General features: G+C 34.1%; 21 protein-coding genes. 17 read left to right on the top strand and 4 right to left on the bottom strand.

Annotation, left to right across the window (positions count from 1 at the left end; translation table 11 throughout):
* Window positions 1-5 precede the first annotated feature (5 nt).
* From Q7C23_RS15155 to uvrB, 11 genes are all read left to right on the top strand, one after another.
* Window positions 6-2,387 carry a carboxypeptidase-like regulatory domain-containing protein gene (locus Q7C23_RS15155; RefSeq protein WP_375033329.1) on the top strand — a complete coding sequence of 794 codons (2,382 nt, stop codon included), beginning with the start codon at window positions 6-8 and terminating at the stop codon, window positions 2,385-2,387.
* Window positions 2,388-2,424: 37 nt separating this feature from the next.
* Window positions 2,425-3,246 carry a DUF4249 domain-containing protein gene (locus Q7C23_RS15150; protein WP_375033328.1) on the top strand — a complete coding sequence of 274 codons (822 nt, stop codon included), beginning with the start codon at window positions 2,425-2,427 and terminating at the stop codon, window positions 3,244-3,246.
* Window positions 3,247-3,254: 8 nt separating this feature from the next.
* Window positions 3,255-3,737, top strand: a complete 483-nt coding sequence (locus Q7C23_RS15145; RefSeq protein ID WP_375033327.1) for a GyrI-like domain-containing protein — start codon at window positions 3,255-3,257, stop codon at window positions 3,735-3,737.
* A 112-nt stretch (window positions 3,738-3,849) separates the two neighbouring features.
* Window positions 3,850-4,290 carry a DinB family protein gene (locus tag Q7C23_RS15140; RefSeq protein WP_375033326.1) on the top strand — a complete coding sequence of 147 codons (441 nt, stop codon included), beginning with the start codon at window positions 3,850-3,852 and terminating at the stop codon, window positions 4,288-4,290.
* Window positions 4,291-4,379: 89 nt separating this feature from the next.
* Window positions 4,380-5,042, top strand: a complete 663-nt coding sequence (locus Q7C23_RS15135; RefSeq protein ID WP_375033325.1) for a thiamine diphosphokinase — start codon at window positions 4,380-4,382, stop codon at window positions 5,040-5,042.
* Window positions 5,043-5,241: 199 nt separating this feature from the next.
* Window positions 5,242-5,616, top strand: coding sequence for a hypothetical protein (locus Q7C23_RS15130; RefSeq protein WP_375033324.1), 375 nt, complete (start codon window positions 5,242-5,244; stop codon window positions 5,614-5,616).
* A gap of 162 nt (window positions 5,617-5,778) precedes the next feature.
* The gene (locus tag Q7C23_RS15125; RefSeq protein WP_375033323.1) at window positions 5,779-6,369 is read left to right on the top strand and encodes a hypothetical protein; all 591 of its coding nucleotides are present in this window, start codon (window positions 5,779-5,781) and stop codon (window positions 6,367-6,369) included.
* Between the two features lie 105 nt (window positions 6,370-6,474).
* Window positions 6,475-7,446: a 23S rRNA (adenine(1618)-N(6))-methyltransferase RlmF gene (gene rlmF / locus Q7C23_RS15120; protein ID WP_375033322.1), complete on the top strand. Its 972-nt coding sequence runs from the start codon at window positions 6,475-6,477 to the stop codon at window positions 7,444-7,446.
* A gap of 60 nt (window positions 7,447-7,506) precedes the next feature.
* Window positions 7,507-7,746, top strand: a complete 240-nt coding sequence (locus Q7C23_RS15115) for a uroporphyrinogen decarboxylase (RefSeq protein ID WP_375033321.1) — start codon at window positions 7,507-7,509, stop codon at window positions 7,744-7,746.
* Between the two features lie 74 nt (window positions 7,747-7,820).
* A complete protein-coding gene (locus tag Q7C23_RS15110) occupies window positions 7,821-8,765 on the top strand; it encodes an alpha/beta fold hydrolase (protein WP_375033320.1) in 945 nt (314 codons plus the stop codon).
* Between the two features lie 94 nt (window positions 8,766-8,859).
* Window positions 8,860-10,851, top strand: a complete 1,992-nt coding sequence (gene uvrB / locus Q7C23_RS15105) for an excinuclease ABC subunit UvrB (RefSeq protein ID WP_375033319.1) — start codon at window positions 8,860-8,862, stop codon at window positions 10,849-10,851.
* Here uvrB and Q7C23_RS15100 read toward each other — a convergent pair.
* The gene (locus tag Q7C23_RS15100; protein WP_072976048.1) at window positions 10,848-11,249 is read right to left on the bottom strand and encodes an excinuclease ABC subunit B; all 402 of its coding nucleotides are present in this window, start codon (window positions 11,247-11,249) and stop codon (window positions 10,848-10,850) included. The genes uvrB and Q7C23_RS15100 overlap by 4 nt on opposite strands.
* 55 nt (window positions 11,250-11,304) lie before the next feature.
* On the opposite strand from Q7C23_RS15100, the gene Q7C23_RS15095 reads away from it, so the two are divergent.
* From Q7C23_RS15095 to Q7C23_RS15080, 4 genes are all read left to right on the top strand, one after another.
* Complete coding sequence (locus tag Q7C23_RS15095; RefSeq protein ID WP_375033318.1) at window positions 11,305-12,105, top strand: alpha/beta hydrolase; 801 nt, start codon at window positions 11,305-11,307, stop codon at window positions 12,103-12,105.
* A 25-nt stretch (window positions 12,106-12,130) separates the two neighbouring features.
* Complete coding sequence (locus tag Q7C23_RS15090) at window positions 12,131-13,141, top strand: dipeptide epimerase (protein WP_375033317.1); 1,011 nt, start codon at window positions 12,131-12,133, stop codon at window positions 13,139-13,141.
* A gap of 5 nt (window positions 13,142-13,146) precedes the next feature.
* The gene (locus tag Q7C23_RS15085) at window positions 13,147-14,178 is read left to right on the top strand and encodes an aminotransferase class I/II-fold pyridoxal phosphate-dependent enzyme (protein WP_375033316.1); all 1,032 of its coding nucleotides are present in this window, start codon (window positions 13,147-13,149) and stop codon (window positions 14,176-14,178) included.
* Between the two features lie 176 nt (window positions 14,179-14,354).
* Window positions 14,355-14,813 (top strand): DUF1456 family protein, encoded by a 459-nt coding sequence (locus Q7C23_RS15080; RefSeq protein ID WP_375033315.1) that lies wholly within the window; start codon window positions 14,355-14,357, stop codon window positions 14,811-14,813.
* Between the two features lie 144 nt (window positions 14,814-14,957).
* Here Q7C23_RS15080 and Q7C23_RS15075 read toward each other — a convergent pair whose 3' ends face one another.
* Window positions 14,958-15,665: a LytR/AlgR family response regulator transcription factor gene (locus Q7C23_RS15075; protein WP_375033314.1), complete on the bottom strand. Its 708-nt coding sequence runs from the start codon at window positions 15,663-15,665 to the stop codon at window positions 14,958-14,960.
* Between the two features lie 3 nt (window positions 15,666-15,668).
* The gene (locus Q7C23_RS15070) at window positions 15,669-16,709 is read right to left on the bottom strand and encodes a sensor histidine kinase (RefSeq protein ID WP_375033313.1); all 1,041 of its coding nucleotides are present in this window, start codon (window positions 16,707-16,709) and stop codon (window positions 15,669-15,671) included.
* 221 nt (window positions 16,710-16,930) lie between these two features.
* On the opposite strand from Q7C23_RS15070, the gene Q7C23_RS15065 reads away from it, so the two are divergent.
* Window positions 16,931-17,728, top strand: coding sequence for a DUF5694 domain-containing protein (locus tag Q7C23_RS15065; RefSeq protein WP_375033312.1), 798 nt, complete (start codon window positions 16,931-16,933; stop codon window positions 17,726-17,728).
* A gap of 191 nt (window positions 17,729-17,919) precedes the next feature.
* On the opposite strand, the gene sucC is transcribed toward Q7C23_RS15065, so the two are convergent.
* A complete protein-coding gene (gene sucC / locus Q7C23_RS15060; RefSeq protein WP_026986007.1) occupies window positions 17,920-19,113 on the bottom strand; it encodes an ADP-forming succinate--CoA ligase subunit beta in 1,194 nt (397 codons plus the stop codon).
* A 414-nt stretch (window positions 19,114-19,527) separates the two neighbouring features.
* Between sucC and gltB the strand changes: the two genes are divergently transcribed.
* The gene (gene gltB, locus Q7C23_RS15055; RefSeq protein WP_375033311.1) at window positions 19,528-24,045 is read left to right on the top strand and encodes a glutamate synthase large subunit; all 4,518 of its coding nucleotides are present in this window, start codon (window positions 19,528-19,530) and stop codon (window positions 24,043-24,045) included.
* Window positions 24,046-24,050: the final 5 nt, after the last annotated feature.

The following is a 24,050-nucleotide window of genomic DNA, read 5'->3' as shown; positions in this document are numbered from 1 at the left end:
CGAAGATGATTACAAAAAAAATCAGTATTTTAATTATTATAATTTTTACGACTTTTACTTCATTTTCACAGGAAAAATTCACTTTAAGTGGAACTATTACTGACTTTAAAAATAACGAAACCTTAATTGGTGTCAATATTTACATTCCTTCATTAAAGATAGGAACTACAACGAACGAATACGGCTTTTATTCGCTTACCGCTCCCGCTGGTGAACATCAAATAGAGATTACCTATATTGGATTCCAAACGGTTGAGAAAACTGTTAACTTAAATCAGAATACCAAAATGAATTTCGGACTAAATGAAGGCGGCGAAGAACTTCAGGAAGTCGTAATTAAAGACAATAAAGGCAAAATTAATATCAAGTCTCCGGAAATGAGCGCGAACAAACTCTCAATCGCCACTATCAAAAAAATGCCGGTCGTTTTGGGAGAAGTCGATGTTTTAAAATCAATTTTATTACTTCCGGGTGTCACCAATGCTGGCGAAGGCTCTTCCGGATTCAACGTTCGTGGTGGCGGTGCTGATCAGAATTTAATTTTGTTAGATGAAGCAACGATATTTAATTCCTCTCACGTTTTTGGTTTCTTCTCCGTTTTTAATCCGGATGCCATTAAAGATTTAAAACTATATAAAGGAGGAATTCCGGCACGATACGGCGGAAGAGCTTCTTCTGTTTTAGATATTTATCAAAAAGATGGCAGCAGTAAAAATTTCCATGTAAATGGAGGAATTGGCTTAATTTCAAGCCGCATTCTTGCTGAAGGTCCTATCGTAAAAGATAGAGGTTCCTTTTTGATTGGAGGAAGAGCTTCTTACGCTCATTTGTTTCTTAAGTTATCAGAAGACCAGAAAGACAACTCCGCTTACTTTTATGATTTAAATACCAAATTAAGCTACAAACTAAACGACAACAATAATTTGTATTTATCAGGATATTTTGGACGTGATGTTTTCAGTTTAAATAAAAGCTTTACCAATATCTATGGAAACTCAACCCTAAATCTTCGTTGGAACCATTTATTTTCTGAAAAATTATTTTCAAACCTATCTTTAATTTACAGCGACTATTATTATGGATTAGATCTGGATTTTGTTGGTTTCAAATGGGATTCCGGCATTAGAAATTACAATATCAAATATGATTTCAAACATTACATTTCAGATAAATTCAAACTGAATTATGGCTTAAACGGAATCTATTACGAATTTAATCCCGGAACCATTAAACCTAGTGATCCGGAATCGGGAATTAACCCCGATCAATTAGACAAAAAATATGCTTTCGAGCCTTCTTTTTATATTGATGCTGAAAATCAAATTTCAAAAAAAATCACTATCGCTTACGGATTGCGATACAGTTTATTTTATCGTTTAGGGGAATCAACAGTTAATTTATACGAAAACAACAATGCAGTTGTCTTTAACTCTGATTTGCAGATTTACGAAAAAGGAACGCCAATCGGAACTAAATATTATGGGAAAAATAAAGTTATCAAGAGCTTTAATAATCTCGAACCTCGTTTTTCAGCTTCCTACCAACTAAATGACGACCAGGCAATAAAAGCGAGTTATAACCGAATGGCACAATACCTTCAGCTAATATCAAATACCTCATCTCCTACTCCACTTGATGTCTGGATGCCGAGTGATACTTATATTAAACCACAAATTGCAGATCAGGTGGCGCTGGGGTATTTCAGAAATATTAAAAATGGTGCTTACTCTTTAGAAGTTGAAACCTATTATAAGCAAATTCAAAATCGACTAGATTATATTGATGGCGCCGATTTGATTGCAAACAACGCCATCGAACAAGTCATTCTAAATGGACAAATGCGGGCTTATGGCTTGGAATTGATGTTCAAAAAAAATGAAGGTCGTTTCAATGGTTGGATTTCCTACACTTTATCCAAATCAGAACAACAAACTCCTGGAAGAACTCCTGAGGAACCAGGAATCAATAACGGGCAATGGTACAGTTCTGCTTATGATAAAATACACAATTTAGCCATTACTTCTGCTTATAACCTGAATGAGAAATGGTCTTTTGGTGCTAACTTTGCATTACAGTCGGGACAACCGGTAACGTACCCGAACGGACAATATGAATATTTAGGAATAACTGTACCGAGTTACGGTTTAAGAAACGAAAATCGTCTTCCTGCTTACCATCATTTAGATGTTTCGGCAACGCTAACGCCCAGAAAAAACAAAGACAGAAACTGGAAAGGCGAATGGGTTTTCAGTATTTATAATTTATATAATCGCAAAAATGCAGCTTCTATTAATTTCCGTCAGAATGTAGACACTGGTCAAAACGAAGCGGTAAAAGTATCTATTTTTGGAGTTGTGCCTGCCGTGAGTTATAATTTTAAATTTTAAAAATCACTTTCCTACTTAGAAGTTAAAAATATATACCATGAAAAAAGTAACTTTACTAATCGTATTTTTTATAGCAATTTTCTTCACAAGCTGCGAAGAAGTTGTTGATGTTGATTTAGATACCGCACCACCAAAATTGGTAATTGAAGCCGCCATAAACTGGCAAAAAGGCACCAATGGCAGACAACAAACCATAAAATTGACAACAACGACCGGTTATTTTGAAAACGTAATTCCCACCGTTTCAGGCGCGACTGTTTATGTAAATAACAGTAGTAATGAGCGATTTAATTTTATAGAAGTTCCAAAAACGGGTCGATATGTTTGTACTAATTTTAAACCTGTGATCAATGAAGAATATACGCTAACCGTCATTAGCAATGGAAATACTTATACTGCAAATGAGACTTTAAAGTCTGTTGCCCCAATTACCCGAATTGAACAAAACAATGAAGGTGGTTTTACGGGTAAAGATATTGAAATAAAAGCTTTTTATAATGATCCCGGCGATGCAGATAATTTTTATTTATACAAATATGTATACTCAAATAAAATTAAATCAAGCTATTATGCAGATGAGGATAAATTTTTCAACAGCAATGAATTTTTCAGTATTTCCGACGATGACGAGTTAGAAATTGGAAATGAAATCGAAATAACACATTACGGAATTTCGAAACAATATTATAATTACATGAATATTTTGGTGAGCATCGCCGGTAGCAATGTTGGAGGCCCGTTTCAATCTCCTCCAGCAACTGTAAAAGGAAATATTATCAATACAACTGACAAGAATAATTATCCGTTAGGTTATTTTTCGCTTTGCGAAACCGATTTAAAAAAATACACCATCAAATAAACCAACAAATGGAGGCCCAAATTAAAATTTTAACTGAGAAAAAATTAATCGGTAAATATATAATCATGTCGTTTATGGAAAATAAAACCTTCCAATTATGGAACGGTTTTATGCCAAGACGAAAGGAAATAAAAAATTCAGTCGATTGTAATTTATATTCACTTGAAGTTTTTCCACAGGATTATTTTGATAATTTTGATGCTAACAGAACATTCCAAAAATGGGCTGCTACTGAAGTAAAAGATCTTGATACACTACCTGCTGAAATGGAATCATTAATTATTCCAACCGGAATATATGCTGTTTTTATACACAGAGGTCCAGCCGCTGAAGCTCATCAAACTTATCATTCTATTTTTGCAGAATGGCTCCCCAATTCTGAATATACCGTAGATGACAGACCCCATTTTGCTGTAATGGATGAAAGATATAAAAAAGACGATCCTCATTCTGAAGAAGAAATCTGGATTCCTATCAAAAACAGACCGTAATTTTTATGCCACAGATTTTACAGATTCTTAAGGATTACTTTTTATGATTTTAAATTAAATAATCTTTTAAATCCATGAAATCTGTGGCATAAATCAAAAAAAAAAAAAAAACATGCTAATCGAAACTCTAAAATCGCTTTTTAACCGGGATCTGAACAAGCTGAAAGTCGAAATAGAATCCTATCAGGACGAAAGTCAAATTTGGTCAATTGACAAAAACATTTCAAATTCGGCCGGGAATCTTTGTTTACATCTCATTGGAAATATTAACACTTACATTGGAACCGAACTAGGGAATACCAGCTACGTAAGAAATCGCCCTTTAGAATTTTCGCTTAAAGATGTTCCAAGAGCTGAAATAATTAGCAAAATCGACGAAACAATTATAGTGGTAAATAATACACTCGATTCTTTAACTGAAGCCGATTTAAAAGCCATTTACCCACAAATTGTTTTCGAAAAAGAAATGACAACTGAATTTTTTCTGGTACATCTTGCCACTCATTTAGCCTATCATTTGGGACAAATCAATTATCACAGACGTCTTATTTAATTTTAGATTCCAAAAAAATCTAAAATCTAAAATCCCAAATCTAAAATAGTACACGTACCTTTGCACCAGAATAAAAAAAACAATTCAGCATGTCATCACACCATATAGTTCGCGACGATCAGGAACCTGCTTTAATCATTGCAAATGGAGCCGCCTGCAATCCTGAATTATTGGGACAATTGCTGGAATGGTCACCGCTTGTTGTTGTTTTAGATTCGGCTATCGAGCGCGTTATTGAATTAGACATAAAAGTCGATGTCCTTTTAGGCGATTTTGACCGTGGTTTCGATCCCGAAATCTATAAAACGTCACAATATCCAATCGAAATTATACATGCCCCAGATCAGGACAAAACGGATTTAGAAAAAGCTTTTGATTATTTAATAGACCGAAAAATCCCTGCAGTAAATGTTGTTTGGGCTACCGGAAGACGTGCTGATCATACGATTACAAATCTTACCAATATCGTGCGTTATCGCGATTTACTCAAAATTGTAATTCTCGACGATCACTCCAAAATATTTCTATTGCCCAATAAATTCGAGAAATGGTATACTGCAAAAACTCCTATTTCTTTGATTCCAATTGGCGTTGTAAATGGCATTTATTCCACCAATTTAGAATATCCGCTTCAAAACGATACGCTTACCATGGGCTACAGAACCGGAAGCAGTAATGCTGTTGCGCAAGACGGACTTGTAACGATTACGCACAACAATGGCGATTTGTTGTTGATGGAGTGTATTGATTAAATTGTTTTTTTGAGTATTCCTATTATACAAGTCCCTTTAATAAGTTATAAAGAATTATCTATATATTTGGTTTAAATTAAAGTATGAAATCTGTCATTCTTATCTAGCCAAAATTGGGTGACTTTGTATGATTTTGTCATACCTCTATACAATGTACAAATTGGAGGTACTGCCATAAAAATGACTTAAAATCACAAATATGAATTGGAAAAACATCCTAACATATATTTATTTCATCGTTGTACTTTGGACAATTCCATTTTTAGTAAATTTTATTGTAGAAAAATTAAAGGGAGATCAAGGTGATCCTATGTTTTTTATGATAATTTTTTTGCTCTTAGGAGTAAATATTGCATTTTCTCAGATAAACGCAAAATGTAAATGGTGGAAAAAAATTGTGTTTGCTGTAATTATAGTTGTGCTAAGTTTTTCTTTATCTGCTCTTCTGGTTCGATTAGATATTTTGCCTTTCTATGATCCTTATGGAATAATGACATGGATTTTTGGGAATGGAATTTTTACTGTGATTTTATGGAAAATAATTCTTCATACAAGAATCTTAAAAGAAATATAAACACCACCGCGGAGACACGTTTTTCGTTATTTTAGTTTTAGTGGAATTACCATTTTAATTCGTATTTTCGTTTAGCTAAAATACTCGTTTTCATAATTTCCAAACACAGCAAAGCGCGAGAATGTTGCGTGCAATTTATTCGAAAATATCTAATTTTTAACAATGAAGAAACTGACCACGATCATTCTATTTTTCTCATTAAATGTATTTTCTCAGCCTAACGAATCTCGTATTAATCGACTACGAAGCGAGACAATTATAGACAATCAAGATAAGGCAGTATTTGATTTATTAGATGAATTTTATACACAAGGCTTACAATCAGAATTGGGTGAATTAAATCCAAACACGCAAAAAAAAATTGATAAATTATATAAAAATAAAAACACTAAAAACAGACATTTACTGTTGATGTTTATCGCGTACCAGGATCACATAACTCAAACTTTGGCTGTTGGGAAAAGGCCAAATCCTAAATTTCAAGTAGAGTTAATGACTGACTTAGCATACGAATTTCAAAATATTTTTAATAAAATCCCTGCAATAATCTACATCTATAAATTTGAGGCTTTAGACACAAGTGGACAAAATGAGGAAGCAGCGAAAATTATTGATGAAGGATTAAGTGATTATTCAGATTCTGTTCCTCTTAAAATCTATAAATTTTTAAGTTCAAAAGATGAGACAATAAAAACTGACTTGGTTAACAATCATTCAAATCATTGGATGGTTAAGCAATTTGAAATAAAGTAAACAACACGCAAAACAGCTACTCGGATTTGGGCAATTGGCTTAATTGAAAGTTTCACAAAATCTTTTCTAAAAAAGGAATGACTATCTTTGCACCAAATTTACAAAATGAAAGCAACAGACAATTCTGAAAAAAACAACTTACATCCTCGAAATCTTCATCGCGCGCGCTATGATTTTAAACTTCTTATTTCAAATTGTCCTGAATTAAAAGCGCATGTTGCCATTAATCTTCATGGAATTGAAACTGTTGATTTCAGTAATCCTATTTCTGTAAAAGTTTTGAATAAAGCTTTATTGCAAACGTATTATGATATTCAAAATTGGGATATTCCCAGAAATTATCTTTGTCCTCCAATTCCTGGCAGAACAGACTACATACACTATTTAGCTGACTTATTAGCGGAAACCAATAACGGAATAATTCCTCTGGGTTCAGATGTTTTGGGTTTAGATGTTGGAACTGGTTCCAACTGTATTTATCCCATTTTAGGAAATGCAATTTACGACTGGAGTTTTGTTGGAACAGATATTGACAAAAAGGCCATCGAAAACTGCAGCAAGATTATCGAAAGAAATCCAAAGCTAATCGATGCAATAAGTTTACAATTACAAATAGAATCTCGTTTTATTTTCAAAAACATAATTACTCCCGAGGATCGTTTTACTTTTACAATGTGCAATCCTCCCTTCCATGCATCAGCTGAAGAAGCTAATAAAAGTACGTCAAGAAAAGTCTCTAATTTAAATCCAAAGGAAAAGAAAAATTCAAATCCGGTTTTAAATTTTGGAGGTCAAAAGGACGAATTATGGTGCAGCGGCGGTGAAATTGGTTTTGTAACTCAAATGATTTACGAAAGTGCCAAATATGCCATGCAGTGTCAATGGTTTACCACTTTAGTTTCTAAAAGAGAAAATCTTTCGAGCATTTACAAAACTTTAAATAAAGTAAACGCAGCTTCAATCAAAACTATCGATATGGCTCAAGGCCAAAAAACAAGCCGAATTGTAGCCTGGACTTTTTTAAGCGAGGCACAGCAAAAAGCCTGGAAAATTCAAAATGTTGATTTTCAACAGTAAAACTTGATTTTATAATTTGCTTTTGGTAGATTTGATTCTAAATCACTTAATATCAAAGACATGGCAGATTACATTGGTTACCTGGCATCCATTTTTATTGTGGGAGGTTTTTTACTAAAAGACCTTAGAACAATCCGATTTATTAATCTCTTTGGATGTATTTGTTTTGTCATTTATGGCATCTTTTTAAAAGATTATAGCGATGTTAGTCAATGGCTGTTGCCGGTTATTATTCCTAATGCTATTTTGGCTGTCGTGCAGCTTTATCATTTAACGGTAAAAGATCCTAAGAGATTATAATTCTGATACATTAAAATAAAATTCTAATACTTTATCTGTACTATTCTCAGTACCTTTAAAGTAAATTGAATTTTATGAATACACCAAAAATATGCTTCAGAATCGCCCTATTATTATTACTTGTAAGTTGTGCTTCTTCTAAAAAAGCAAAAATTGAAGATTACGTTTTTGAAACAAAAACCGAAAAACAAGCTTATCTAACTTCCTACGATAAAGCTTTAAAACTTTGGGAAATTCCGTATACAGAAGAAAATATTAAAACCAGTTTAGGAACTGCACATATCATTATGGCCGGTCCGAAAAACGGAAAAGATCTTGTTTTACTTCATGGAATGGACGCCAGTTCTACCATGTGGTATCCGAACATTAAAGCCTTAGCCAAAAATCATCGTATTTACGCCATAGACTTTTTGATGGAGCCTGGAAAATCAAATTTAACAGCAAAACCACTTTCTCGTGACGAAATGGTAATTTGGTACAATGAAATCTTCCAACATTATAAATTAAAGAAATTTGATATCGTTGGGGCTTCCCGAGGCGGTTGGATTGCAACTTTATTAGCCATCCAAAAGGAAAATAATATTGATAAAATAGTGTTATTAAGTCCGGCACAAACCTTTAAATTTATTGATAAGGTAGGAAAAACAAGTAATGCTTTAATGCTGAAACTTTTCCCTAGTGAAAAGAAATTCACCAAAACGCTAACAACATTTTCAACGCATCCCGAAAAAATTAGTCCCATTTATAAAAGACAATTTTATCTGGCCAACAAATATGCAAAATCAAATTCAAGTATGCTGAAGATGATGCCTTTTTCAGATGATGAACTACAATCTATTACAAATCCTGTTTTGGTTTTAATTGGAGATCACGACGTCATCAATTCTGATGAAAGCTTAGAAAGAGCACAGAAATATTTAATCAAAAGTAAAACTCACAAAATAACTGATGCGGGGCATTTTTTAAGTATTGATCAGTCTAAAATCGTGAATGATGCAATGGTTACTTTTTTAGATTAATTAACACTCTAATGACTCTTAACGAGGTATTTTATCTTTTAAATCGAATTCAAACTTTGTATCTTTACAAAACTAAACTTTTCATCAGTCAAAAATGAATTTCCAGGTATCCTCAGAATATAGTCCAAAAGGTGATCAGCCACAAGCAATTGAAAAACTAGCACAAGGTGTTCGGGATGGAGAAAAATATCAAACTTTATTAGGAGTTACAGGATCCGGAAAAACATTTACGGTTGCTAATGTTATTGAGGAAGTTCAAAGACCTACTTTGGTCTTAGCCCATAATAAAACTTTAGCTGCACAATTGTACTCTGAATTCAAACAGTTTTTTCCAAATAATGCGGTTGAGTATTTTGTTTCTTACTACGATTACTATCAGCCTGAAGCTTTTATGCCTGTAACGGGTGTTTTTATCGAAAAAGATTTATCTATCAATGAAGAGCTTGAAAAAATGCGTTTGAGCACCACTTCTTCCCTACTTTCTGGGCGACGCGACATTTTGGTTGTGGCTTCGGTTTCTTGTCTGTATGGTATTGGAAATCCAGTGGAGTTTAAGAAAAACGTAATTGAAATATATAGAGACCAGGTCATTTCACGAACTAAATTATTACATAGCTTAGTACAAAGTTTATACGCCAGAACGGAAGCCGATTTTAATCCGGGCACCTTCAGGATCAAAGGTGATACCGTTGAAGTGTACCCAAGTTATGCTGATGATGCTTTTAGAATTCACTTCTTTGGAGATGAAATTGAAGAAATAGAATCTTTTGATGCCAAGACTTCGCAAGTCATTGAAAAATTCAAAAGACTGACCATTTACCCTGCCAATATGTTTGTAACTTCTCCTGAAGTACTGCAAGGCGCAATTTGGGAAATCCAACAGGATTTGGTAAAACAAGTTGATTACTTTAAAGAAATAGGAAAACATCTGGAAGCAAAACGTTTGGAAGAACGTACCAATTTCGATTTAGAAATGATTCGCGAATTGGGTTACTGCTCCGGAATTGAAAATTATTCCCGTTATCTTGACGGACGACAAGCCGGTACAAGACCTTTCTGTCTACTTGATTATTTTCCAGACGACTTTTTGATGGTTGTGGACGAAAGTCACGTAACCGTTTCACAGGTTCATGCTATGTATGGAGGTGACCGCAGCCGTAAAGAAAATCTGGTTGAATACGGTTTCCGTTTACCTGCCGCTATGGACAACCGACCTTTAAAATTTGAAGAATTTGAGGCTTTGCAAAATCAGGTTATTTATGTTTCTGCAACCCCCGCAGATTATGAACTGCAAAAATCAGACGGTATTTATGTAGAACAAATTATTCGCCCGACAGGATTATTAGATCCGGTTATAGAAGTAAGACCTAGTTTAAATCAGATTGATGATTTAATAGAAGAAATCCAGGTTCGCTGTGAATTAGACGAAAGGGTTTTAGTTACGACTTTAACCAAAAGAATGGCCGAAGAACTGGCTAAATATTTAACCAAAGTAAATATTCGTTGCCGTTATATTCACTCCGAGGTTGATACATTAGAACGTATAGAAATCATGCAGGATTTGCGTAAAGGTATTTTTGATGTTCTAATTGGTGTTAATTTACTTCGTGAAGGTTTGGATTTACCGGAAGTTTCGCTTGTGGCTATTTTAGATGCTGATAAAGAAGGTTTTTTACGTAATCACAAATCGTTGACCCAAACTATTGGTCGTGCCGCAAGGAACCTTAACGGAAAAGCAATTTTATATGCTGATAAAATGACAGGCAGCATGCAGAAAACGATTGATGAAACCAATTATCGCAGAACGAAACAGATCAATTTCAACGTCGAAAACAATATTACTCCTCAAGCTTTAAACAAGAAAATCGATAGTGCGTTTACTAAAAATCCGTTGGTGGAATATGAATTAGGTCACACTCTATCAATTGCTGCAGAACCGGAAACGGCTTATTTATCTAAAGGAGAATTGGAAAAAATGATTCGTGAGAAACGAAAATCAATGGAAAAAGCTGCCAAAGAATTGGACTTTTTACAAGCGGCAAAATTGCGTGATGATATTAAAAAACTACAGGAACAATTATCTTAATTATGTTGTTCCTGAAAAACTCGCAGTAAAAGTTTAGGATCGATCATGGCATTAGGTGCTTTTTTCATCAAATCTAAAACACGTTTTACTGCACCGGGGTTCAATCCCATTTCAATGGCAATTTGTTGTATTCCTTTTGCTTCTTTTTCATGCAAAATTCCATCGCAATGCATAATCAAAGCCAGTCTGTAAAATTGTTGAATGCGCTGAAACTCTGATTTTATAATTTGTTTTGTATGTTCCTGATGAAACAAATCATTAAAAACATCAAAATCAATATTTAATTCCTGGGCAACAAGCCACAAAAAATCATACTCTCTTTTGTGCAATTTTCCATCAACGGTAGAAAAAGTTATCATTTCTAAAAGTAAACTTCTCTTTTCTGCTTCTGTATTCATCAATTTATTATTTTTAGCTAAAATATTGCTGTCAAATTTAAACACAAAAATACTAATGATTAGAGGATTATTCTTTTTTATTTTTCTGTGGATAATCTCCATAGGAAATGCACAGAGTACCGCTTCAAAAAATGTATCGACTTTTACGATAGAAGCTCCTCAACTCAAAACCACCAAGAAAATCTGGATTTATTTACCTGAAGGATATTCGGCTTCAGCCAAGAAAAAATACAGCGTCATTTATATGCACGATGCTCAAAATTTATTTGACGCCAAAACCTCTTATGTCGGTGAATGGAATGTTGATGAAAAACTGGACAGCCTTAAAGCTCCTGTTATTGTCGTAGGAATTGAACACGGAAATGACAAACGAATTGATGAATTGACGCCTTTTAAAAATGAAAAATATGGCGGTGGAAATGCAGACAATTATCTTGATTTTATTGTAAAAACACTAAAACCCTATATCGACAAAAATTACAGAACTAAAACCAAAGCCAAAAACACAACCATAATGGGAAGTTCACTTGGAGGTTTGGTTTCTTACTATGCAATTCTAAAATACCCTGAAGTTTTTGGAAATGCAGGCGTTTTTTCGCCTTCTTTTTGGTTTTCAAATGACATTTATACTTATGCAGAACAAGCTCCAAAAAATAAAACCAGAATCTATTTTTTATGTGGAGACAAAGAAAGCGACGACATGGTTGGAGAAATGAAAAGAATGGAAACGCTTTTAGATCGTAATCGATGTTATTGTCTACATCTGACAAAATCGAAGGTTGTAAAAGGCGGTGAACATAATGAAAAACTCTGGCGCGATAATTTTGTAAACGCAGTTCTTTGGCTTGGCTATTAGAATAAAATTAAAACATCATTCAATCATGAAACTAATCTTAAGAGAGTATAATTTAAAACTCAAACATACTTTTACCATATCAAGAGAATCAATTGATTCTCAGCCTTCCCTTATTGTAGAATTACAAAGTGACGGCTTATCGGGTTTTGGTGAAGCTACTTCAAATCCCTACTACAAAACTACTGTTCCGATGATGATAGAGGATTTGGAAAAATTCAGAAGTACCATTGAAGCTTCTGAAAATGAAACCCCAGAGGTCTTTTGGGGAAAAATATATCCGTTTTTAAAACACGATATGTTTGCTTTGTGCGCTCTGGACTTGGCCTATAACGATTTATATGCACGCAAGAAAGGTAAAAAACTATACGAGTTATGGAATTATACTACGGAAAGAAACCCATTAACTGATTACACCATTGGAATTGCTTCCATAGAAAAAATGGTTTCAAAAATGCAGGAACTGCCGTGGCCGATCTATAAAATTAAATTAGGGACCAAAGAAGACATTGCGATCGTAAAAGAACTTCGCAAACACACTAATGCTATTTTTAGAATTGATGCCAATTGCGGCTGGGGCGTTGAAGAAACTATTAATAATGCAGTTGAGCTAAAAAAATTAGGCGTAGAATTTCTGGAACAACCCATGAAAGCAGATAATTGGGAAGCACATAAAGAGGTTTTCAAACATTCTGTTTTACCTGTAATCGCTGATGAAAGCTGTATTATTGAAGAGGACGTTGCAAAATGTCACAATCATTTTCATGGCGTAAATGTAAAATTGGTAAAATGTGGCGGATTAACACCAGGAAAGCGTATGATCGAAGAGGCTAAGAAACTCGGATTAAAAACGATGGTGGGCTGCATGACCGAATCAACGGTGGGAATATCAGCTATTGCGCATTTGTTGCCGCAATTGGATTATGTTGATATGGACGGTGCTTTACTTTTATCCGAAGATATTGCAACCGGAGTTACAATAAAAAATGGTGTTATCTCCTATTCTGAACTTAACGGAACCGGCGTAACTTTACTTTAATCAAAATGAATGTCAATCAATTTCCAGATCGAATTATCGAAATCGACAAAGAACAGTATTTGTATTTTGGCGGAACGGCTTATTTGGGTTTGTCAACAAACAAAGCTTTTCAGGAATTGGTTGTAAAAAATATTCTGAAATGGGGAACTACATACGGAAGCTCCAGAAATGCAAATGTAAAAGTTACCGCTTATGACAACGGCGAAAAATTTTTAGCAAATTACATTAAAGTAGAAGCCGTTGTTACCGTTTCTTCAGGAATGCTGGCCGGAAAACTGGTGATAGATGAATTGAAAAAACAGACTGATACCTTTTTTCATTTTGATGACGTTCATACGGCAATTCAGGCAGACAATAGTTTACCCGTTTTTGTTGATGGAAAAATAAATCCCAGATTATTGGATAATAAACAAGAGAAAATTACAATCCTGAGCGATGCAGTTCCTTCTTTTGAAACCAATGCGATTGATTTAAGTGTTTTAAGAGAAATTCCAAAGAACAAAGAAATTACATTGCTAATTGATGAATCGCATTCTCTTGGAATTTTAAGTCAAAATGGCTGCGGAATTTATTCTGATATCAATCTTCCGATAAAGAGAAAAATTATGGTCTCTTCATTAGGAAAAGCTTTTGGCCTAACCGGAGGCGTAATTGCAAGTGATATTTCTTTTATTGAAGAAATTAAAAAATCAGAAATCTTTGGTTCTGCTGCCGGCATGAATCCCGCTTTTGTGCAAACTTTAGCTGATGCTGCTGAAATATATCCAAAACAACATCAAAAATTAGTTGACAATCTTGCTTATATCGACCAAAAACTTGTCAAACACGATTCTATTAAATTTGATAAAAGCTACCCTTTAATTTATCTGAAAGACAAAAATATTATTGAAATATTAAAAGAAAATAAGATTATAATTGCCAGTTTTAAGTACAAACAAAACGCAGATAATCTCAATAGAATTGTGGTTACGGCGAACCATCTACAGGAAGATTTAGATAAATTAATAAATCTTTTAAACAGCAAAAACACTTACTAAGTAAATTTTAATACTGAATTAATCTCACGCAAAGTCGCAAAAACGCAAAGGTTGGATTGTTTTACTTGGCGACTTTACGACTTTGCGTGAAAATATCAATACTCTTTACCTATAATTCTAAATCCAAAATTGCGATCTAATTGCTTTTAAAACGTACCTTTGTAAAAAATTAAACGATGACGAACAACGATATCCTAAAAAAACTGCGCGTGGCTTTGATGCTCCGTGATGATCAAATAGTTGAGATTTTAGAATTAGTAGATTTTAGAATTACAAAGTCAGAATTAGGAGCTTTTTTCAGAGCCGAAGATCATGAAAATTATATGGAATGCGGTGATCAGGTTTTGCGTAACTTCCTAAATGGATTGGTAATTCATTTAAGAGGGACCAAAGAAAATCCTAAAAACCCGAATGATGTTTTAGCGAAACATAAAGCAGAAATTCCAAAAAAAGACAGTACTAAAGAAAGACCTGAATTTAAAGCAAGTCCAAAAGATGCTGAAAAAGGAAGAGGTGACAAAGCTCCTTCTAAAACGGGTCCGGCTGCTAAAAAACCTTTCAAGAAAAAACCGGCTACTCCTAAAATACAGGTTGTAGAGAAGGTTGTTTATAAAAACGGTAAGAATAAGAAATAATTACTAGCTCGAAAATTTAACCGCAAACGGCACTAAGATTTACGCAAAGTTCGCAAGGCTATATTGATAAAGCTTTGCGAACTTTTGTATTTAAATTGAACCTTACAAATTAAATCCTTTGCGCTTTGCAGTTAAATGATTTGTTTACATTTTATTTTGATCAATTCTCTCAAAGAAAGCATCTTTAAAAGTTGCTCCAATTGGTAATTCTTTATTATTAATAAAAACCGAAAAACTATCTGTTGATTCAATTTGCTTTACGGCAATTACATAAGATTTATGAATTTGAATAAAATGCTTTTCCGGCAACGATTCGATTACATTTTTTAAAGAAGAATGTGTAATGATTTGATGCTTTAAAGTATGAATACAAACGTAATTCTGAAGGCTTTCGACATATAGAATTTCATCTAAAAACAACTTCTGGAACTTATTTTTACCATCCGTTTTAACGAATATAAAATCAGACGAATTACCATTGGATAAAACCTCCATTTTTGGTTCTGTATTTAATTTGGAAACTGCCTGATAAAAGCGTTCAAACGAAATTGGTTTTAATAAATAATCAACTGCATTTAACTCAAAACCTTCCAATGCAAAATCAGGGTATGCCGTTGTAAAAATGACTTTTATATCTTTTGAAATAATTCTGGAAATTTGCAAACCGGTCAATTGAGGCATTTGAATATCTAAGAAAATAACATCAACCGTTTGTGTATTTAAAAACTCTAATGCTTTTAATGCATCATTAAAAACACCCACTTTTTCCAGAAAGGATACTTTCTCAATATAATTCTCCAGAATACGCGTTGCTGGCGGCTCATCATCCACAATAATACATTTTAAAGCCATAAATTATTTTTTTAGCGGTATTTTTAAGTAGGTTTTAAAGGTATTGTTTTCTTCTGTTTTTTCAAGTAGAAATTGGTCTTTGTACATGTATTCCAACCTTTTTGTCAGATTCTCAAAACCTATTCCGGTTGAAGAATAATTTTCACCTCCCATATTATAATTAAAAGTTGAAATTTCTAAAAAACCCTCTTTTATACGAATTGAAATAACTGCTTTTTCTTTTTCATTATTAATTTTTCCATGCTTAAAAACATTCTCTACAAAATGAATTAATACCGACGAAAGAATCTTTTCATTCGAATAATCTCCTTTAATAGTAAAATCCAAAAACAACTGATCTTCAAATCGTTTTTTCTGTAAATGAATATAATTCTGTATAAACTGAATTTCTTTTGAAAGTACCGCTTCATCCTTTTCAGTCTCCGTAATAACATAACGAAGTAAATCAGACAAAACTAAAATATCTGCCGCCATTTCATCCTCTTTCAAAATCAGTTGGCTGTAAAACGAATTTAAGGTATTAAACAAAAAATGAGGACTAACCTGCGCTTTCAGCATTTGAAATTCCGCTTTTTTGTTTTCTAAAAGCAATTCCTGATTTTGTTGCTGCGTATGCTGGAACTGCCAAAACAAATAACTCAGCATACTAAAAATAATAGCGGGTAAACCAAAGATAAAATTGTCTTGAATGTAAAAGATTACTTCTCTGCTTCTTTCAAAATAATTATGAATTCCTGTAAATTGAAACATAATCACTTCCTGAAAAAAATACCTGACACCCGCGAAAATGAGTAACGAAAATGGAAGACTCAAAAAGTAAAAATGAATTTTCTTTTTATTGAGAAACCAATCGCAAACCGTATAAAAATTGATAATATAAACCACAAAAACGGAAAGAATAAAAGTCGATGTCATCCAGAAATAGAGCGTAGTCTCCTGTACCATTGCGATCCGTTTATTGATTCCGTAATCCCAAAGACAGTAGGTCAAAAACAATCCGAGGAAAAGAATAATATGGTAATAAAATGGAATTCTGAGTTTCATAATTATCGGTTATAAGTCCAAAAATACAATTATGACTTTAAATGAAAACGTTGTTTATATGAAACATTCTTTTTTAGTGATGAACCATGAAAAACTTTATACTTAAAATTTGGAAGAGAAATTCCTGGTGTTAATCAAACAGAATCCGTCGTTCATCAAAAAGGGGAAAAATACTGCAAATCTGCTTATACATTTGCCCTGAATTTAAACACAAAATCACTATGCAAAAAATCATTTTATTACTAGTCCTTTTTACATTTAACCTATCCTCTGCTCAAACAAAAAAGAAACAAATATTGTTAATCGGAACTTTTCATTTTGCAAATCCAGGAAATGACGTCGCTCAAATTAAAACGTTCAATATCATGTCTGACAAAAGCAAAAAAGAGCTTGAGACTATAAGTGACAAAATCAAGAAATTCGGTCCGGATAAAATTTTTGTGGAATGGAAATACACCAAACAAGATGAATTAGACAAATTTTATAATAAAAACACAGACAGTCTTTTTAAAAACAGTAAAAATGAAATTACGCAGTTAGCCCTTCGCACTGCTAAAAAACTGAATCATAAAAAATTATATGGAATTGATTATCGCAACAGTTTTCCATATGACAGTTTAATGATGAGTATGGAAAAGGCCAATCAGCAGGATTTGATTAAAAAGAATGAAGAAATGACGAAAAAATTTGAGAATGAGCATAACGAAAGAATTTCAAAAAGTACCTTAACAGAACTTATGCTTTACTTCAACAAAAAAGAAAGCGACAATGAAAATATACAATGGTATTTAGAAGTAGCAAACAGAACTGGAAAAGCAGATGATTTTACAGGTCCGTCTTTAGTTGCTAAATGGTATGAAAGAAACCTGTATATGTATTCCTTAATCCAAAAATTGACTGAAAGCAAAGATGATAAAATCATGGTTTTATTGGGTGCCGGCCATGCGGCCATGTTGAGAGAATTTATTGCACATGATCCAACTTTTGAACTTGTGGAATTGTCAACAGTTTTGAAATAATTAATTTAACAGCAAAGGGCGCTAAGGTTTACGCAAAGTTCGCAAGGCTATATAGATAAAGCTTTGCGAACTTTTCGCTTATATAAAATCCTACAAGTAAAAAACTTTGCGCTTTGCGGTTAAGTAGATAGCAAAAAAAATCCCTCCGAATAATCGAAGGGATTTTTATATATAATTGATTTCTTAGTTGATTAAGAAAGCGCAGCTTTAACTTGGTCAGCAGCTTCTTGAAATTGAACAGCTGATAAGATTGGCATACCAGAATTGTCAATTAATTCTTTTGCAATTTCAGCATTTGTTCCTTGCAAACGAACGATAATTGGCACTTTAATAGCATCACCCATATTTTTGTAAGCGTCAACAACTCCTTGCGCCACACGGTCACAACGAACGATTCCACCAAAAATATTAATCAAAATTGCTTTTACGTTTGGATCTTTTAAGATAATACGGAAAGCGGTTTCAACACGTTTTGCATCAGCAGTTCCACCAACGTCTAAGAAGTTAGCAGGCTCAAAACCAGCGTATTTAATTAAATCCATAGTTGCCATTGCAAGACCAGCTCCGTTTACCATACATCCTACAGTACCGTCAAGATCTACATAGTTCAAACCTACTTCTTTAGCTTCAACTTCGATTGGATTCTCCTCACGGATATCTCTCATTTCAGCATATTTTGGTTGTCTGTATAAAGCATTATCATCGATATTTACTTTAGCATCAACAGCCATAATTTTGTTGTCAGATGTTTTTAAAACCGGGTTGATTTCAAACATAGAAGCATCAGAACCAATGTAAGCATTGTATAATGAATCGATGAATTTAACCATTTCTTTGAAAGCATTTCCAGAAAGACCTAAGTTAAAGGCAATTCTTCTCGCTTGAAAACCTTGTAATCCAACAGTTGGATCAACTTCTTCAGTAAAGATTAAGTGTGGTGTGTGCTCAGCAACTTCTTCAATATCCATTCCACCTTCAGTAGAATACATAATCATGTTACGACCAGTAGCTCTATTCAATAAAACAGAAACATAAAATTCAGAAGTTTCGCTTTCACCAGGATAGTATACATCTTCAGCAACTAAAACTTTGTTTACCTTTTTTCCTTCCGCAGAAGTTTGAGGTGTAATCAATTGCATTCCGATAATTTGTCCTGCAATTTCTTCAACTTGTTGAAGATTTTTAGCCAACTTAACTCCACCACCTTTTCCACGTCCACCTGCGTGAATTTGTGCTTTTATTACGTGCCATCCTGTACCAGTTTCGGCAGTTAATTGTTTTGCAGCAGCCACAGCTTCAACTGCATTATTAGCCACAATTCCGCGTTGAATGCGTACTCCGTAACTAGCTAAAATTTCTTTTCCTTGATATTCGTGTATGTTCATAATATAGAATTTGTCTGGTTCTGAATTTATTTCAGAATAAAAGTGCGACAAAAGTAGCAAAATTCAACTTAATAGTAAAATCTTTTTCAATTAAAAATGAGTCTATTTGAGATTCCTTTATATTTATTTTCGAAAGCAAATAAATAGTTAAACAATTGCTTTGTTAATGTTAACAGAAAATCACTATATCGTTTGATATTTAACAAAAATACCAACAAATACAATACCTTACCGCGGATTTTTCCTAATATAATTTAAAACATATTGCCATTTTATCATTTAGCAATGGTTTAAATAAAATTATTATCATTTAAGAATCGTTTTTCTAATATTACAACAAAAATGTAAGCCAAATTACAATTTCACTACATTATGTTTAACGAAATCTTTATTTTTGTAGAAAAAATATCAAGAATGAAAGTTAAAGAACAAGGGCTTTATTTGCCTGAATTTGAACACGACAATTGTGGTGCAGGATTTATTTGTAATTTGAATGGTATTAAATCTAACGATATTATTCACAAAGCATTGGACATCTTAATAAAATTGGAACATCGTGGTGCAGTTAGTTCTGATGGAAGAACTGGAGACGGAGCTGGAATTTTATTCGACATCCCACATAACTTTTTCAAGAAGGTATGTGACTTTGAAATCCCTGAAACACGTGAGTATGCAGTAGGAATGGTTTTTTTACCAAAAAGCAAAAACCAGGTTTCTTTTTGTATGAACACTTTTGAAGCAACTATTAAAGATCAGAACTTAAAGATCTTAGGTTGGAGAGATGTACCTGTTGAAGTAGAAAATTTAGGGCAGATTGCCGCAGAAAAAGAACCAACAGTTAAACAGGTTTTTGTTAGCAAAAATGGTCAGGATTTAACTGAAAATGAATTTAATGCAAAACTTTTTGCAGCTAGAAAAATTGCTGAACACGCTATTAGAGGATCTAAAACCTCTGAAAGCCATATGTTCTATTTCTCTAGTTTATCGACAACTACCATAATATATAAAGGTCTATTGATGCCGGAAGACATCAGCCGTTATTATGTTGACTTAAAAGATCCAGATTTAGTGACTCGTTTGGCGTTAGTTCACCAACGTTTCTCTACCAATACTTTCCCTTCTTGGGAATTAGCTCAGCCATTTAGATACATGTGTCATAATGGTGAGATCAACACACTTCGTGGAAACGTAAGCCGTATGCGTGCTCGTGAAGAGCTTATGCAAAGCAAAGTTTTTGGCGATGATATCAAAAAATTATTCCCAATTATCTTAGAAGGAAAATCAGACTCTGCTTCTATGGATATGGTGGTTGAACTTTTATTAATGACAGGTCGTTCATTGCCGGAAGCAATGATGATGGTAGTTCCTGAAGCTTGGGAAAAACACCAGACAATGTCTCCTGAAAAAAGAGCTTTCTACGAGTTTAACGCTTGTATTATGGAGCCTTGGGATGGTCCTGCTTCTATTCCGTTTACAGATGGTAACGTAATTGGTGCATTATTAGACAGAAACGGTTTACGTCCTTCTCGTTATACTTTGACAAAAAGCGGTTTCGTAATCATGTCATCAGAAATTGGTGTATTGGATATCGATCCGGAAGATGTAATTCAGCACGGTCGTTTAGAGCCAGGAAAAATGTTCCTGGTTGATATGAACGAAGGTCGTATTATAGAAGACGAAGAAGTTAAAAAAGCGATAGTTACAAAACGTCCTTACCAGGAATGGTTAGATGCAAACTTATTGCCTTTATCTAAAGTTCCTTACACAAATAACCCTACTCCGGTTGAGAAATTAGATTTCGTAACAAGACAAAAACTATTTGGTTATACGATTGAAGATTTAAAAACAATCATCAACCCAATGGGAGGCCAGGGAGCTGAAGCAATCAGTTCTATGGGTAACGATACGCCTTTGGCAGTATTGTCAGACCAGCCCCAATTGTTGTATAACTACTTCAAACAATTATTTGCTCAGGTTACCAACCCACCTTTGGATGGTATTCGTGAGGAAATCATTACTGATATCAGTTTAGCAGTTGGTGGAGATTTCAATATTTTTGAAATTGAATCTAAACAATGTAAAAAACTAAAAATCCAAAATCCGGTTATCTCTAACGAGGATTTGGATAAAATAAGAAACATTGATCACGCAGATTTCAAATCGGCTACTATTTCTACTTTATACAAAATAGAAAAAGGAGTTAACGGTTTAGAGCGCGCTCTTGAAAAATGTGTTAACGCAACTTTCAAAGCTGTTTCTGAAGGATGCAATGTAATTATATTGTCAGATAGAGGCGTAAGCGAAGAATTGGCTCCAATTCCTATGTTATTGGCTTGCTCTTACATTCACCACTCTTTGAACATTTTACAGGTTCGTTCTAAATTCGGAATCATAATCGAATCAGCTGAGCCTCGTGAGCCGCATCATTTTGCTTTATTATTCGGATACGGCGCAAGTGCGATCAATCCATATATGGTAAACGAAATCATTCATGATCAGGTAGCACAAGGATTTATTACGGGTGTAAAAGCAGATTACGCTGTTGTAAACTACAACAAAGCGATTGCAAAAGGAATCGTTAAAATCATGAACAAAATTGGTATCTCTACTTTACATTCTTACAGAGCTGCTCAAATTTTCGAGATTTTAGGTTTAAACAAAACCTTTACATCTAAATATTTCCCTTACACACCTTCAAGAATCGAAGGAATTGGTTTGATGGAAGTAGAAAAAGAAGTGAAAAAACGTTTCCAAAAAGCATTCCCAAATTCGAAAGTAGCCAACTTGCTTTCTTTAGAAATTGGAGGTATTTACAGATGGAGACGTGGTGGAGAAAAACACATGTTTAATCCAACAACAATTGCAAAATTACAACAGGCCGTTCGTTTGAACAGTCCGGAAAGTTATAAAGAGTACTCTAACATGGTTAACGAGCAAAGCTCAAACCTAATGACGATTAGAGGTATGTTTGAATTCAACAATTTAGATCCAATTTCTATTGATGAAGTAGAACCTTGGACAGAAATTGTAAAGAAATTCAAAACTGGTGCGATGTCTTACGGATCTATCAGTAGAGAAGCGCACGAGAATTTAGCGATTGCAATGAACAGAATTGGCGGGAAAAGTAACTCTGGAGAAGGTGGAGAAGATCCAAAACGTTTCCAGAAAGAAATCAACGGAGATTCCAGAAACAGTGCGATCAAACAAGTTGCTTCAGGACGTTTTGGTGTTTCTATCAACTATTTGACAAACGCTAAAGAGATTCAGATTAAAATGGCTCAGGGTGCAAAACCTGGAGAAGGTGGACAATTACCAGGAGAAAAAGTAGTGCCGTGGATTGCTGAAACCAGAAACTCTACACCTTATGTAGGTTTGATTTCGCCTCCTCCTCACCACGATATTTACTCTATTGAGGATTTATCTCAATTGATTTTCGACTTAAAAAATGCCAATCGTGAAGCGCGTGTAAATGTAAAATTAGTTTCTGAAGTGGGTGTTGGAACAATTGCTGCCGGTGTTGCCAAAGCAAAAGCTGACGTGATCCTTATTTCAGGTTATGACGGAGGAACTGGTGCTGCACCATTAACTTCATTACAACACACTGGAATTCCGTGGGAACTTGGTTTAGCTGAAGCACAGCAAACTTTGATCTTAAATGATTTAAGAAGCCGTGTAGTTTTAGAGTGCGACGGACAATTGAAAACAGGTCGTGATGTAGCTATCGCTGCATTGTTAGGAGCTGAAGAATTTGGTTTCGCAACTGCTCCGCTTGTTGCTTCAGGATGTATTATGATGAGAGCTTGTCACTTAAATACTTGTCCGGTTGGTATTGCAACTCAGGATCCAGAATTGAGAAAAAATTTCAAAGGAACTCCAGAGCACGTTATCAACTTCATGTATTTTATTGCTGAAGAGTTAAGAGAAATCATGGCGCAGTTAGGTTTCAGAACCTTAAAAGAAATGGTGGGTCAATCACAAAAATTAAATGTGAACAAAGCCATCAAACATTATAAAGCAAATGGTTTAGACTTGTCATCAATTCTATACAAACCGGAAAAAGCGAAAACAGAGCCAAATCATAATACAACTACGCAAGATCACCAGCTTGAAAATGTATTGGATTTTGATATCATTAAAGAAGCGATTCCTTCAATTTATAGAAAAGAAAAAACAAGAGTTACTTTTAAAATTAAAAATACAGACCGTTCTGTAGGTGCCATTTTGAGTAATGAAATCTCAAAAATCTATGGCGCACAAGGTTTACCTGAAGACACTATTTTAGTTGATTTTGAAGGTTCTGCCGGACAAAGTTTTGGTGCTTTTGCAACAAACGGGTTGTCATTTAAAATTCACGGAAACTGTAATGATTATTTAGGAAAAGGTCTTTCTGGAGGAAAACTAATTGTAAAAGTACCTCCTACTGCAACTTTCAAACCTGAAGACAATATCATTATTGGAAACGTTGCCCTCTACGGAGCTATTACCGGAGAGGCTTATATTAATGGAATGGCCGGAGAGCGTTTTTGTGTGAGAAATTCTGGAGCAACTGCTGTTGTTGAAGGAATTGGAGATCACGGATGCGAGTACATGACTGGTGGTACCGTGGTTGTTTTAGGAAAAACAGGAAGAAACTTCGCAGCTGGTATGAGCGGTGGTGTTGCTTATGTTTATGATCCAGCTAAAAAATTCGATTCAACTGTATGTAACATGGAAATGGTTGCATTTGATCCAATCGAAGAAGAGGATGTTACAAAACTAAGACGATTGATCAAAAACCATTCATTGTACACTAGCAGTCCATTAGCAAAAAGGATTTTAGCAGACTGGGAAAATGAACAGAAACATTTCGTAAAAGTGATGCCAACTGATTACAAAAAAGCATTACAACGAATTGCAGAAGAGAAAAAAATAGAAGAATTAATAGCTGGATAAATGAT

The organism is Flavobacterium sp. LAR06 (assembly GCF_041946075.1).
Classification (GTDB): domain Bacteria; phylum Bacteroidota; class Bacteroidia; order Flavobacteriales; family Flavobacteriaceae; genus Flavobacterium.
Note: the sequence above shows the minus strand (reverse complement) of the source record. Positions and strands in the feature narration are given on the sequence as shown.

Bases quoted from the DNA above. Each gene is read 5' to 3' on its own strand.
- uvrB (WP_375033319.1), top strand. From the start codon at position 8,860: ATGAATTTCCAGGTATCCTCAGAATATAGTCCAAAAGGTGATCAGCCA.
- Q7C23_RS15140 (WP_375033326.1), top strand. From the start codon at position 3,850: ATGCTAATCGAAACTCTAAAATCGCTTTTTAACCGGGATCTGAACAAG.
- sucC (WP_026986007.1), bottom strand. From the start codon at position 19,113: ATGAACATACACGAATATCAAGGAAAAGAAATTTTAGCTAGTTACGGA.
- Q7C23_RS15150 (WP_375033328.1), top strand. From the start codon at position 2,425: ATGAAAAAAGTAACTTTACTAATCGTATTTTTTATAGCAATTTTCTTC.
- Q7C23_RS15110 (WP_375033320.1), top strand. From the start codon at position 7,821: ATGAATACACCAAAAATATGCTTCAGAATCGCCCTATTATTATTACTT.
- Q7C23_RS15065 (WP_375033312.1), top strand. From the start codon at position 16,931: ATGCAAAAAATCATTTTATTACTAGTCCTTTTTACATTTAACCTATCC.
- Q7C23_RS15125 (WP_375033323.1), top strand. From the start codon at position 5,779: ATGAAGAAACTGACCACGATCATTCTATTTTTCTCATTAAATGTATTT.
- Q7C23_RS15155 (WP_375033329.1), top strand. From the start codon at position 6: ATGATTACAAAAAAAATCAGTATTTTAATTATTATAATTTTTACGACT.
- Q7C23_RS15090 (WP_375033317.1), top strand. From the start codon at position 12,131: ATGAAACTAATCTTAAGAGAGTATAATTTAAAACTCAAACATACTTTT.
- Q7C23_RS15095 (WP_375033318.1), top strand. From the start codon at position 11,305: ATGATTAGAGGATTATTCTTTTTTATTTTTCTGTGGATAATCTCCATA.
- Q7C23_RS15115 (WP_375033321.1), top strand. From the start codon at position 7,507: ATGGCAGATTACATTGGTTACCTGGCATCCATTTTTATTGTGGGAGGT.
- gltB (WP_375033311.1), top strand. From the start codon at position 19,528: ATGAAAGTTAAAGAACAAGGGCTTTATTTGCCTGAATTTGAACACGAC.
- Q7C23_RS15075 (WP_375033314.1), bottom strand. From the start codon at position 15,665: ATGGCTTTAAAATGTATTATTGTGGATGATGAGCCGCCAGCAACGCGT.
- Q7C23_RS15135 (WP_375033325.1), top strand. From the start codon at position 4,380: ATGTCATCACACCATATAGTTCGCGACGATCAGGAACCTGCTTTAATC.
- Q7C23_RS15080 (WP_375033315.1), top strand. From the start codon at position 14,355: ATGACGAACAACGATATCCTAAAAAAACTGCGCGTGGCTTTGATGCTC.
- Q7C23_RS15100 (WP_072976048.1), bottom strand. From the start codon at position 11,249: ATGAATACAGAAGCAGAAAAGAGAAGTTTACTTTTAGAAATGATAACT.
- Q7C23_RS15145 (WP_375033327.1), top strand. From the start codon at position 3,255: ATGGAGGCCCAAATTAAAATTTTAACTGAGAAAAAATTAATCGGTAAA.
- Q7C23_RS15070 (WP_375033313.1), bottom strand. From the start codon at position 16,709: ATGAAACTCAGAATTCCATTTTATTACCATATTATTCTTTTCCTCGGA.
- Q7C23_RS15130 (WP_375033324.1), top strand. From the start codon at position 5,242: ATGAATTGGAAAAACATCCTAACATATATTTATTTCATCGTTGTACTT.
- rlmF (WP_375033322.1), top strand. From the start codon at position 6,475: ATGAAAGCAACAGACAATTCTGAAAAAAACAACTTACATCCTCGAAAT.
- Q7C23_RS15085 (WP_375033316.1), top strand. From the start codon at position 13,147: ATGAATGTCAATCAATTTCCAGATCGAATTATCGAAATCGACAAAGAA.